Source organism: Paenibacillus sp. USDA918EY, from assembly GCF_009870825.1.
GTDB lineage: Bacteria > Bacillota > Bacilli > Paenibacillales > Paenibacillaceae > Paenibacillus_AQ > Paenibacillus_AQ albilobatus.
In genome coordinates, this window is the sequence record NZ_WTWY01000001.1 from 38,722 (window position 1) to 50,806 (window position 12,085).

The following is a 12,085-nucleotide window of genomic DNA, read 5'->3' on the forward strand; positions in this document are numbered from 1 at the left end:
GTTGAGTGGAGATCTGAAGCAGTTACAGCAGAAACTTCAAATCCAATTTCACAATCGGCTGCTGCTGAAACAGGCCTTTACCCACGCTTCTTATGTCAACGAACACCGCTTCAGCCAGCAGCAGGATAACGAGCGTCTGGAATTTCTGGGCGATGCCGTGCTGGAGCTGACGGTATCCGAATATTTGTACCGGCTTTTTCCGAACCGTCCCGAAGGTGAACTGACAAAGCTGCGCGCGGCCATCGTCTGCGAGCCGTCGCTCGTGAAGTTTGCGGAAAGTTTGGAATTCGGGCAGTACGTGCTGCTCGGCAAAGGGGAAGAGCTGACCGGCGGGCGAACCCGCCCGGCTTTGCTCGCGGACGTTTTCGAATCGTTTGTCGGCGCCCTTTATCTCGATCAGGGGCTGGATGCCGCCCGTTCGTTTTTGCAAACCTATGTGTTTCCCCTGGTTGAAGCCGGAGGCAACCTCCATATGAGCGATTACAAGACAGAGCTGCAGGAATTGACGCAGCATCATAACATGGGCGCTTTGGAATACCGGATCGTCGAAGAACGGGGTCCGGCGCATGAACGTGAGTTTGTCTCCGAGGTTTATATGGGGAATGAGCGTGTAGGAAGAGGAACGGGCCGCTCTAAAAAAGAAGCCGAGCAGCAGGCTGCCGCAGTCGCGTTAAAGCAGCTGAAGCTGGCTGGCATTGACGGCTCCCTGTAAATAGTCAAGGACAAACAAAGAGCAAAGAGCAGTCGCACTTTAATGAACGGCAGTAGCCTTCAGACTGCTTTTTGCTCTTTCTTCGTTGAAAGCCGGCGGGATCCCCAATGAAGCGCGGGGTTATGGTATTATAAGGTTTAGAGGTGATTTGGGAAAAATGTTTTTGAAGCGGATTGAATTAGCGGGTTTTAAATCGTTTGCCGATAAAACCGAAATGGAGTTTGTCCGCGGCATTACGGCGGTCGTGGGTCCGAACGGCAGCGGCAAAAGCAACATTTCCGACGGGATCCGCTGGGTTCTTGGGGAACAAAGCGCCAAATCGCTGCGCGGAGGCAAGATGGAGGACATTATTTTTGCGGGAAGCGACGCGCGCAAAGCGGTCAATTTCGGCGAGGTGTCGTTAACGCTGGATAATGAGGACCATGCCTTGCCTCTTGATTTTAACGAGGTGACGGTGACGCGCCGGGTGCACCGGAGCGGAGACAGCGAATATTTTATCAACAGGCAATCATGCAGACTGAAAGACATTACCGAATTGTTTATGGATACCGGCATCGGGAAAGAAGCGTATTCCATCATCGGACAAGGCCGGATCGAAGAGATTTTGAGCACGAGGTCCGAGGATCGCAGGGGGATTTTTGAAGAAGCCTCCGGTATCGTCAAATATAAATCGCGGAAAAAGGATGCGGTGCGCAAGCTGGATGAAACCGAGCAAAACCTGCTCCGCATTCACGATTTGGTCACCGAGCTCGAAGATCAGATCGGGCCGCTGAAGGAACAGTCCGAAAAGGCCATTCATTACAAACAGCTGCGCGAGCAGCTTAAAACGAAAGAGATATCGCTGTACGTGTACCAGATCGAGCAAATCCACGCCGCCTGGAGCGAGGCGAACGCCAAGCTGAAGGTGCTGCAGGAGGAGCAGCTTCAGCTGTCCACGGTCGTGTCCGCGCATGACGCCAAGCTGGAAAGCGATCGCGCGGCGCTGCGCAAGCTGGAGACGGAAGTCGAGACGCTGCAGGGTGAACTGCTGCAGTACAGCGAGGCTTACGAGAAAAGCGAAGGTTACGCGGAAGTGCTGCGGGAGCGCAAGCGGAATCTGGAGGCGAACCGGGAACAGCTTCTGAGCACGTTGAGCAGCGGCGACGAGCGTTTTGAAGACCGGAAAGCCGAAATCGAGCTGCTAAAAACGAAGCTGGAGGCTTCGCAGGAGGAACTGAAGCAGCTGCGCGAGCAGCTTTCCGCCGAAGAAACCAAGCTTGCGGGCTTGACGGGCGGGATCAGCCAGCAGCAGGAGGAAAGCCTGAAGGGCAATCTGCTCGAGCTGATGAACCAAATGGCCCAGGCACGCAACGAAATCCGTTACGCTGACCAGCAGCAGGAAGCCTTGTCCCGCCGGATGAGCCGTGCCGATGAGGAAACGGACAAATGGGAAAGCAAAAAAGCAGAGCTCATGGGGCGCAAGCAGCAGCTTGACCAGGCGATCGAAAAAATCGCGCAGGAGATTCGGGAACTGCGGGGCGGCTACATTACCGAAAGCGAACGCTACCAGTCGCTGCAGCGGCTGCTGGACGAAAGCCAAAGCATGCTGCGGAAGTGGGAGCAGAAGCGCGAGGCGCAAATTTCGCGCCGCGACACGATGAAGGAAATGGCCGATGACTTCGACGGCTTTATGCTTGGCGTCAAGGAAGTATTGAAGGCCGCCCGCAAATCGGTGCTTCACGGCGTACACGGCGCCGTCGCGGATCTCATCCGTGTCCCTGAGCGGCTGGAGCTTGCGGTGGAAACCGCGCTCGGCGCGTCGCTACAGCATGTGGTCATGGACAACGAGGCGGTGTCGCGCCAGGCGATCGCGTTCTTGAAGCAGCGGCAGCTTGGCCGGGCGACGTTTCTGCCGCTCGACGTCATCCGCGCGCGGAATATTGCCTCCGGCGACCGTTCCATGGTCGAGGGCGTAGAAGGTTACGTCGGCATAGCGGCGGATCTCGTGCAATACGACGGCAAGTATGCTCCGATCGTCGGCAGCCTGCTCGGCAACGTCATTTTGGCGGAAAGCCTTGAGGTCGCGAACAAAATCGCGGCGCGCTGCCAATACCGTTACCGGGTCGTCACGCTCGAAGGCGACGTGGTGAACGCCGGCGGTTCGATGACGGGCGGAAGCCAGCACAAAAAAAACAACAACCTGCTTGGCCGCAAACGCCAGCTTGAACAATTGGACCAAGAAATAACCGATACGGAGAATCAGCTTCGCAAGCTGACTCAAAGCATTCAGGACGTGAAAAACCAGCTGAACGAAACGCAGGAAAAGCTGGATGAGCTTCGCCAAGCCGGCGACGAGAAGCGGGTCGAAGAACAAAACCTTTCCGGCGACCTCAAGCAGCTGGAGCATGAGCTTCGGCATGTGCTGGAGCAGGTCGAACTGGCCGGTCAGGAGAAAAACGGGTTCAATGAAGAAAACGAGCAGCTGCAGAAAACCCGGGAAGAAGCCGTCAAAAAGCTCGCCCAGCTGGAAGAGGAAGAGAAAGCGACGCATCAAGCGATCCAGGCTGCCGAGTTTGCCCGCAAGGCAAGCGAAACGGCCAAGGAGGAGCTGCAAACCCAGCTGACCCAGCATAAAGTCCGGGAAGGCAAGCTGGATCAGGAATGTTTCTCGCTCGAGGAGCAGCTGCGCCGGATGCAAAACGAATTTAATTCCCAGGACAAGGAGCTGCGCCAATCGAAGACGCTTCTGGCTTCCATCGAGGCGGATCTCGAAACCAACGCCAAGGAATCCATCCAGAGAATCGAGGACCTCAACCGTTACAAGCTGAAGAAGGAGCAGGCTTCCGAGCAGCTGGATTTCAAACGGGCCGCGCGGATGCAGCTTTCCAAAAAGCTGGAGCAGGACGAAAGCGAAACGAAAGAGCAGCGGACGCGTCTGAAAGCGGTGGAGGACCAGCTGCGGCAGACGGAAATCGGCGTGAACCGGCTCGACGTGGAGCTTGAGAATATCCTCAAGAAGTTGAGCGAGGACTACGAGCTGAGCTATGAGCTGGCGAAAGCGAGATATCCGGTTCCGGAAGACGTGCCGGCCGTGCAGGCCGATGTTCGCGAATTGAAGCGCGGCATCGCGGCGCTGGGAGACGTGAACCTCGGCGCCATCGAGGAGTATCAGCGCGTCAACGAGCGCTACCAGTTCCTCAGCGAACAGAAGGCCGATTTGATCGAGGCCAAAACGACGCTGTACGAGGTCATCCGCGAAATGGACGATGAAATGTCCAAACGGTTCAAACAGACCTTTGACGCGATCCGGCATGAATTCGGCACGGTATTCGTCAAGCTGTTCGGCGGCGGCCGCGCCGATCTGGTGCTGCTCGATCCCGAGCATCTGCTTGAGACGGGGATCGACATCGTCGCCCAGCCTCCGGGCAAAAAGCTGCAAAACCTGCAGCTGCTTTCCGGCGGCGAACGCGCTCTGACCGCCATGGCGCTGCTGTTTGCGATTTTGCAGGTCAAGCCGGTGCCGTTCTGCGTGCTGGACGAAGTGGAGGCGGCGCTCGACGAAGCCAACGTCGTCCGGTTTGCCCAATATTTGCGCGAATTTTCCGAGCAAACGCAATTTATCGTTGTGACGCACCGCAAAGGCACGATGGAAGAAGCGGATGTGCTGTACGGCGTGACGATGGAAGAGGGCGGGGTTTCCAAACTGGTGTCCGTCCGTCTTGAAAACGACGAGGCAGAAATCGCCTGATCCAGGCAATAGCGATAGAGATGGAGGAGACGTATGAGCTTTTTCAAAAAGCTGAAAGAAAGCATTTCCAGCAAAACGGAGGCGGTGACAAGCAAATTCCGCGACGGGCTGGAGAAAACCCGCAAAGGGTTTGTCGAGAAAGTGGCGGACCTGATGATTCGCCGCAAAAAAATCGACGAGGAATTTTACGAGGAGCTTGAAGAAATTTTGATCGGCGCCGACGTCGGAGTGAACACCGTCATGGATCTTATTGACGATCTGCGCGCCGAAGTGAAAAAACAGCGGATCGAAGATGCGTCCGAGCTGCAGCCGATTTTGTCGCAAAAGCTGATGGAGCTGCTGCGCGGAGACGACGACAACGCGATCCGGATGAATCCGGACGGCATTACGGTCGTTTTGTTCGTCGGCGTCAACGGCGTCGGCAAAACGACGACGATCGGCAAGCTTGCGCACCGCTTCAAGCAGGAAGGCAAAAAGGTGATTCTCGCCGCAGGCGACACGTTCCGTGCCGGAGCGATCGAGCAGCTTGAAGTATGGGGAGAACGCGCCGGCGTCGAGGTGATCAAGCAGCATGCCGGATCGGATCCCGCGGCCGTCATGTACGATGCCGTTCAAGCCGCCAAGCAGCGGCAGGCGGATGTGCTCATCTGCGATACGGCGGGACGTTTGCAGAACAAAACCAACCTGATGGAAGAGCTCAACAAAATTTTCCGCGTCATCCAGCGGGAAATTCCGGGCGCGCCGCATGAAGTGCTCATGGTGCTCGATGCAACGACCGGACAAAACGCGCTGAACCAGGCGAAGCTTTTCGGCGAAAAAAGCGGCGTTACCGGCCTCGTGCTCACAAAACTGGATGGAACGGCCAAAGGCGGGATCGTCGTGGCGATCCGCCAAGAGCTCAACCTGCCGGTGAAATTCGTCGGTCTCGGCGAAAAAATGGAAGACCTGCAGCCGTTTGATTCCGAGCAGTTCGTACATGCGCTTTTCGCCGGACTGATTCAGGAGCAAGAGCAAGGCGATGAGACCGAAACGGCCAATGATTAAAGGTTGTCCGTCTTAGTACGGGAGTCATGATCCGAGTCATGATATAAAAAAGGCTTTGCCATGGAAGGTCCGGGTTTCCGGGGAAAACCGCTTCCTTCGCAAAGCTTTTTTTTCTTGTTAAAGCGCTGACCCGTGAAGCAGTAGAGGGCGGTGAAGCGGGGGCGGCATCTCCTGCCCGGCCGTGTACAGGCACACCTTCGGGGCGATTTTCATAAGCTTTAACAGGCTTAAGTCTAGGCGAAAAACCGGTACATAAAAAATCCTTTCTTGCGGTTCGCTCGAACATGATGTTTTTGGCATCAGGCAGCTGCAGCACCTAAAGTTACAGCAAAATATCACATCTCGTCATCGTTTTTTTATAGCAAATTTCCCCTTTGAACCTTCCAACGGAACAGCTGAGGACGGCCGGAATTCCGCGAGAGTGGAAATGGTAGAGGAGGGACGGTTATAATGTTAAGAAAAGAAACGATGAGAGGGTTGTTTATGGCCAACACTTATACCTACAGCCGGCGGGAAGAAGTGGCCAACGCCATTACCCACGGCATCGGCGCCTTGCTTAGCGTCGCGGCCCTCGTGGCGCTGGTCGTCTTTTCGACGATGAAAGGAACGGCGTGGCATATCGCCAGCTTTTCCGTATACGGGGCGACGATGCTGATTCTGTATTTGAATTCCACCCTGGTGCATAGCTTTAAAGAGGGAAAAATCAAGGACCTGTTCGAAATTTTCGACCATTCCTCGATCTATTTGTTTATCGCGGGCACGTACACGCCGTTTATGCTGGTGGCGATCCGCGGCACGCTCGGCTGGACCTTGTTCGGGATCGTGTGGGGAATCGCCGTGCTGGGCTGTATTTTTAAAGCCTTTTTCACGAAACGGTTTTTGTTTATGTCCACGATTTTTTATTTGATCATGGGCTGGATGGTCGTCGTGGCTTGGGGGCCTTTGACCGCGGCGGTTGCGCCCGGTGGGATTGCGCTGCTGACGGCAGGGGGCATATTGTATACGCTGGGAACGATTTTTTACGTGTGGCGGGGATTCCCCTACCATCATGCCATTTGGCATTTGTTCGTGCTGGCCGGAAGTATCGTTCACTTTTTCGCCGTGCTGGTTTATTTGCTGCCATGGTCGTAAAAAGCCCGTCATGAGGGGGAGAAACGTTCCTTGATTCTGAGGGAAGATCCGCTTCAAAGATGACAAGGAATAATGCTTGACATCTTTCCTGGATTTATGTATGATAAGGAACGTTAATGAACTGTAAAGTGTTTTTCCTTGACGAAGGGAGTGCCCCTGGATGAGTCAGGAGAATCGGCTCGAGAAAACGAACCGCATCAATCTGCTGTTTGATTTTTATGAACTTTTGCTGACTGAGAAGCAGCAGACGTTCCTTAAATACTACTTTCACGATGATTTTTCCCTCGGGGAAATCGCCGCCGAGTTCGAAATCAGCCGGCAGGCGGTATATGAACATATTAAACGGGCCGAACAGGTGTTGGAGCAATACGAGGAAAAGCTCGGGCTGCTGAAAAAATACGAACGACGCGTTCAAGAGCTGGAAAAGCTGCGCGAGCTGGTCAATGCCAGCGCGATCGCGCAGGACCGGAAAACGGACATCAACGATATTGTGGATCAATTGGAAGCATGGGAATAAAGCAAACGAAGGAGGTGGCGGTTCGTGGCATTTGAAGGATTGACCAGCAGGTTGCAGAACGTGTTCAGCAAGCTGCGCGGCAAAGGGAAGGTATCCGAGGACGACGTAAACGAAGCGATGCGCGAAGTGCGTCTGGCCCTTCTCGAAGCGGACGTCAACTTTAAAGTCGTCAAGGATTTCGTGGCCAAGGTGAAAGAAAAAGCCATCGGTACCGAAGTGATGCAAAGTTTCACGCCGGGCATGGTGATCATCGACATTGTCAACAAGGAACTCACCGAGCTGATGGGCGGAAGTCAGGCGAAGCTGGCGAAAGCGAACAAGCCGCCAACCGTGATCATGATGGTCGGTCTGCAGGGTGCGGGTAAAACCACGACTTCCGGCAAGCTGGCGAAGATGCTCCTGAAGCAAAACCACCGTCCGCTGCTCGTAGCAGGCGATATATACCGGCCGGCTGCGATCAAGCAGCTTCAAGTGTTGGGCGAACAGATCCATGTGCCGGTATTTTCGCTTGGCGACAAGACAAGCCCGGTGGAGATCGCCAAACAGGGCTTGCAGCACGCCAAAGACAACGGCCATGACTATCTGATCGTCGACACCGCCGGTCGTCTTCACGTCGATGAAGAGCTGATGGAGGAACTGCGGCAGATACACGCCGAAATCAAGCCGGACGAAGTGCTGCTCGTCGTCGATGCCATGACGGGGCAGGATGCCGTCAATGTCGCGGAGACGTTTAACAAAGAGCTCGAACTGACAGGGGTTGTCTTGACGAAGCTCGACGGCGATACGCGCGGCGGCGCCGCGTTGTCCGTCAAAGCGGTAACCGGCTGTCCGATCAAATTCGCGGCGCTTGGCGAAAAGGTCGATGCGCTCGAGCCTTTCCATCCGGAACGGATGGCTTCGCGGATTCTCGGCATGGGCGACATGCTGTCCCTGATCGAAAAGGCGCAGGCCAATATCGACACCGAAAAAGCCAAGGAAATGGAGCGCAAAATGCGCAACGCCGAATTTACCTTCGACGATTTCCTGGAGCAGATGGAGCAGGTTAAGAAGCTTGGTCCGATCGATCAGATCATGGACATGATTCCCGGCATGGGCAAGCTGAAGCAGGCGAAAGATTTGAAAGTCGACGAGAAACAGATGAGCCGCATCGAAGCCATCGTCTTCTCGATGACGAAAGAGGAGAAGCAGCATCCGGATATCATCAACCATAACCGCCGCAAGCGGATTGCGACAGGCAGCGGAACCTCGCTTGCCGAAGTGAACCGGCTGATCAAGCAGTTCGACGAAATGCGCCGGATGATGAAACAGTTCTCCGATATGATGGGTCCGAAAGGCCCTAAAGGCAAAGCTTTGAAACAGCTTAAAGGATTGGCCGGCAAAGGCGGAATGAGATTCCCGTTCCGTTAAGCCTGGATATATATATTTTGTTGAAGGAGGTGAATTTCGTGGCAGTACGTATTCGTCTGAAACGCATGGGTGCTCATAAAGCTCCTTTCTACCGCATCGTGGTATCGGATTCCCGTTCCCCGCGTGACGGTCGTTTTATCGAAGAAATCGGTTACTACAACCCGGTTCAACAACCGGCTGAAGTCAAAATCGATGAAGATAAAGCTCTTGCTTGGCTCCAAAATGGCGCACAAGCTTCCGATACGGTTCGCAACCTGCTGAGCAAAGCAGGCGTGTTGAAGAAGTTCCATGAGCTGAAGCAACAGAAATAATGACTGATGGTGAGGGTTATCTATGGAAGAATTAGTTGGAGTTATTGCTAAGGCTTTAGTGGATCATCCCGAAGATGTGACCGTGAAAACGGTGGAGAAGGATCACCTGATTGTGTATGAACTGACCGTGCATCCCGACGATGTAGGCAAAGTCATCGGCAAGCAGGGGCGGATCGCGAAGGCGTTTCGCACGGTCGTCACTTCCGCAGCAGTCAAAATGGATAAACGCGTAACCGTGGATATTATATCTTAAAGGTACGAAGGGGGCTAGGATGTATTTCCTAGCCCTTTTTTTCAAAATATAAAGGATGAAACTTGAAGGATTTAAGCCTTGTCCACGGTATTATATAGAGTAAAGAGAACATGCCGCCGGGCAAGCGGCGGTTATTTGTTTTATATGCCGTATTTTGTTTTTTTGAAAAACGCCGAGAGACGTTTCCGTTTCGGCCTTTAGGCCGAAACCGCAATAAACGCAGGAGGAAAATATGCCGCAAACACTTTTAAATGTAGGCAAAATCGTAAACACGCATGGAATCCGGGGCGAGATCAAGGTATTGCCGCACACGGATTTTCCCGAAGTGCGCTTTGCCAAGGGCAGCGAGCTTTTGGTCGTCCCGCCGGACGGAAAAACGCCGGTGCCCGTTACCGTTCAAACCTCGAGATTTCATAAGAATATGTACATCGTGAAGTTGAAAGAGTACGATAATATTAATGACGTCGAAAAATTAAAGGGCGGCATGCTGAAAGTGACCGGGGAGGATTTGGTCGAACTGCCCGAAAACGAGTTCTACTTCCATGAAATCATCGGCTGCGAGGTCGTGACGGACGAAGGACGGGAACTGGGCGTGATCACGGAAATTTTGACGCCGGGAGCCAACGATGTCTGGGTCGTGCAGCCGAAATCGGGCAAAAGCATCCTCATTCCGTACATCGACGACGTCGTGCTGGACGTCAACGTCAAAGACCGGAAAGTGCTTGTGCATCTCATGGAAGGATTGCTGTAGCATGATGAAGGTGGATGTGCTGACATTGTTCCCGGAGATGATGGATGGCGTGTTTCGCTCGAGCATTCTCGGAAAAGCGCAGGAAAAAGGCATCGTCAGCTTAAACGCCGTGAATTTTCGCGAGTATTCGAGCAGCAAACATGGCACCGTGGATGATACCCCATACGGCGGCGGCGGCGGCATGGTGCTGAAGCCCGAGCCGATTTTTGCGGCGGTCGAGGATTTGCTGACACGTACCTCCGCCCCGCCGCGCGTTATTCTGATGTGCCCGCAGGGCGAAACCTTCACGCAGCGGAAAGCGGAGGAGCTTGCCCAGGAAGAGCATCTTATCTTCATCTGCGGCCATTATGAAGGTTATGATGAACGAATCCGCGAGCATCTGGTGACGGACGAGCTGTCGATCGGCGACTATGTGCTGACCGGCGGGGAACTGCCGGCCATGGTGGCCATCGATTCCATCGTGCGTCTGCTTCCGGGGGTGCTCGGAAACGAAACCTCCGCGGTGACCGATTCGTTCAGCACGGGGCTGCTCGAGTATCCTCATTACACCCGTCCAGCCGAATTCAGGGGCTGGAAGGTGCCCGATATTCTGCTCAGCGGACATCATGCCAACATCGAGCTTTGGCGCCGCGAGCAGGCCTTAAAACGCACGCTGGAGCGCCGTCCGGACCTGCTGGAGAAGATAGAGCTTACCGATCAAGACCGCAAAGTGTTGAAGCGGCTGCGGCAGGAGAAGCAGGAAAGCGGCCGATAGGCCGTGTTCCTGCCTGATATTATGACGGCCCGCTCAGTTTAAATTCATCTTTTAAAGGAGGAATATCCATGGATTACAAAAATTATTTCCAGGGCAATAGAGACAAACATTTGAACGAATTGAAGGAATGGTTGTCGATCCCAAGCATTTCGGCTTTGTCCGAGCATAAGGGGGATGTCAAGCGGGCGGCCCAATGGCTGGCCGATACGATGACCCGCGCCGGACTCGAAAACGTCACCATCCATGAAACGAAAGGGCATCCGATCGTATATGCCGATTATATGCATGCGGAAGGCAAACCGACGGTTCTGGTTTACGGCCATTATGACGTGCAGCCGGTCGATCCGCTCAATCTGTGGCAAACGCCGCCGTTCGAGCCCGACATCCGCGACGGGAAACTGTACGCCAGAGGCGCGACGGACGATAAAGGCCAACTTTTCCTACATATCAAAGCGGTAGAAGCTATTCTTGCCGAAGAAAAAGAGCTGCCCGTCAACATCAAGTTTTGCGTCGAAGGCGAAGAAGAAGTGTCGAGCCCGAACCTGCCGATCTTCCTTGAAGAACATCAAGATAAGCTCAAAGCCGACGTGGTGCTCATTTCCGACACCTCGCTGCTCGAAAAAGGAAAACCGGCGATCTGCACCGGCCTGCGCGGTCTCTGCTCCCTGGAAGTGGCGTTATACACCGCCAATACGGACCTGCACTCCGGCACGTACGGCGGCGGGGTTCCAAACGCTTTGCATGCGATGGTCAGCCTGCTGAACTCCTTGCATGACGAAAAGGGACGGGTCAGCGTGGAAGGCTTCTACAAAGGCGTGCTGGAGCTTACGCCGGAGGACCGCGAGGAATTCAAAAAGCAAAACGTCGACGAAAACAAGCTGAAACAGGATTTGGGGCTCGACGAGCTGTTCGGGGAAGAAGGATTCACCTTTGCCGAAAGAACCGGAGCGCGGCCTACGCTTGAGCTGAACGGGGTATACGGCGGCTTCCAAGGCGAAGGCAGCAAAACGGTCATTCCGAAGGAAGCGCATGCGAAAATTACGTGCCGTCTCGTCGGACATCAAGATCCGCAGGACATTCTCGACAAAATCGAAAAACATATCTACAGCCATGTGCCTGCCGGCGCGAAAGTCGTCGTGACGCCGATGGAAAAAGGAAACCCGTTTACGATCGACCCATCCACGCCGGTGCTGCAAAAGGCTGCGGATGCTTATGAGCATGTCTATGGCACGCGTCCGGTATTCACCCGCGACGGCGGTTCGATTCCGATTGTCGAAACGTTCTCGCGTGTTCTTGAAGCTCCTGTCGTGTGCATGGGCTTTGGACTTCCGGACGAAAACCTGCATGCGCCAAACGAGCATTTCAACCTTGAAAACTTCGATCTGGGTCTGCTGACCATCGTCGATTTCCTCAAAAGGGTGTAATAACGCCTGAAACAAAACTGCCGCTTAGCAAAGTGAAACTTTGACGAGCGGCAG

General features: G+C 54.2%; 11 protein-coding genes. All 11 read left to right on the top strand.

Translation table 11 applies throughout. The features are described from left to right. The first annotated feature begins 1 nt into the window (after window position 1). Entirely contained in the window at window positions 2-712 is a 711-nt protein-coding gene (gene rnc, locus GQY55_RS00280; RefSeq protein ID WP_160037346.1) for a ribonuclease III, read from the top strand. Window positions 713-869: 157 nt separating this feature from the next. Beyond that, window positions 870-4,439, top strand: coding sequence for a chromosome segregation protein SMC (smc, locus tag GQY55_RS00285; protein ID WP_160037347.1), 3,570 nt, complete (start codon window positions 870-872; stop codon window positions 4,437-4,439). Window positions 4,440-4,472: 33 nt separating this feature from the next. Continuing rightward, window positions 4,473-5,483, top strand: a complete 1,011-nt coding sequence (ftsY, locus tag GQY55_RS00290) for a signal recognition particle-docking protein FtsY (RefSeq protein ID WP_160037348.1) — start codon at window positions 4,473-4,475, stop codon at window positions 5,481-5,483. Window positions 5,484-5,966: 483 nt separating this feature from the next. Continuing rightward, window positions 5,967-6,614, top strand: a complete 648-nt coding sequence (trhA, locus tag GQY55_RS00295; protein WP_160038409.1) for a PAQR family membrane homeostasis protein TrhA — start codon at window positions 5,967-5,969, stop codon at window positions 6,612-6,614. A gap of 160 nt (window positions 6,615-6,774) precedes the next feature. After that, window positions 6,775-7,131 (top strand): putative DNA-binding protein, encoded by a 357-nt coding sequence (locus tag GQY55_RS00300; RefSeq protein ID WP_160037349.1) that lies wholly within the window; start codon window positions 6,775-6,777, stop codon window positions 7,129-7,131. 24 nt (window positions 7,132-7,155) lie between these two features. Further along, window positions 7,156-8,538: a signal recognition particle protein gene (gene ffh, locus GQY55_RS00305; RefSeq protein ID WP_160037350.1), complete on the top strand. Its 1,383-nt coding sequence runs from the start codon at window positions 7,156-7,158 to the stop codon at window positions 8,536-8,538. A gap of 38 nt (window positions 8,539-8,576) precedes the next feature. Then, window positions 8,577-8,849 carry a 30S ribosomal protein S16 gene (gene rpsP / locus GQY55_RS00310; protein WP_036714483.1) on the top strand — a complete coding sequence of 91 codons (273 nt, stop codon included), beginning with the start codon at window positions 8,577-8,579 and terminating at the stop codon, window positions 8,847-8,849. Between the two features lie 22 nt (window positions 8,850-8,871). Continuing rightward, entirely contained in the window at window positions 8,872-9,102 is a 231-nt protein-coding gene (locus tag GQY55_RS00315) for a KH domain-containing protein (RefSeq protein ID WP_160037351.1), read from the top strand. A gap of 232 nt (window positions 9,103-9,334) precedes the next feature. Further along, a complete protein-coding gene (gene rimM / locus GQY55_RS00320) occupies window positions 9,335-9,853 on the top strand; it encodes a ribosome maturation factor RimM (protein ID WP_160037352.1) in 519 nt (172 codons plus the stop codon). A 4-nt stretch (window positions 9,854-9,857) separates the two neighbouring features. Further along, window positions 9,858-10,607 carry a tRNA (guanosine(37)-N1)-methyltransferase TrmD gene (trmD, locus tag GQY55_RS00325; protein ID WP_160038411.1) on the top strand — a complete coding sequence of 250 codons (750 nt, stop codon included), beginning with the start codon at window positions 9,858-9,860 and terminating at the stop codon, window positions 10,605-10,607. 68 nt (window positions 10,608-10,675) lie between these two features. Beyond that, the gene (locus GQY55_RS00330) at window positions 10,676-12,031 is read left to right on the top strand and encodes a dipeptidase (RefSeq protein WP_201452060.1); all 1,356 of its coding nucleotides are present in this window, start codon (window positions 10,676-10,678) and stop codon (window positions 12,029-12,031) included. The last annotated feature ends 54 nt before the right edge of the window (window positions 12,032-12,085 follow it).

Excerpts from the sequence above, each read along its gene's own strand:
- rimM (WP_160037352.1), top strand. The coding sequence starts at position 9,335 with ATGCCGCAAACACTTTTAAATGTAGGCAAAATCGTAAACACGCATGGA.
- GQY55_RS00300 (WP_160037349.1), top strand. The coding sequence starts at position 6,775 with ATGAGTCAGGAGAATCGGCTCGAGAAAACGAACCGCATCAATCTGCTG.
- GQY55_RS00315 (WP_160037351.1), top strand. The coding sequence starts at position 8,872 with ATGGAAGAATTAGTTGGAGTTATTGCTAAGGCTTTAGTGGATCATCCC.
- ftsY (WP_160037348.1), top strand. The coding sequence starts at position 4,473 with ATGAGCTTTTTCAAAAAGCTGAAAGAAAGCATTTCCAGCAAAACGGAG.
- GQY55_RS00330 (WP_201452060.1), top strand. The coding sequence starts at position 10,676 with ATGGATTACAAAAATTATTTCCAGGGCAATAGAGACAAACATTTGAAC.
- trhA (WP_160038409.1), top strand. The coding sequence starts at position 5,967 with ATGGCCAACACTTATACCTACAGCCGGCGGGAAGAAGTGGCCAACGCC.
- trmD (WP_160038411.1), top strand. The coding sequence starts at position 9,858 with ATGAAGGTGGATGTGCTGACATTGTTCCCGGAGATGATGGATGGCGTG.
- smc (WP_160037347.1), top strand. The coding sequence starts at position 870 with ATGTTTTTGAAGCGGATTGAATTAGCGGGTTTTAAATCGTTTGCCGAT.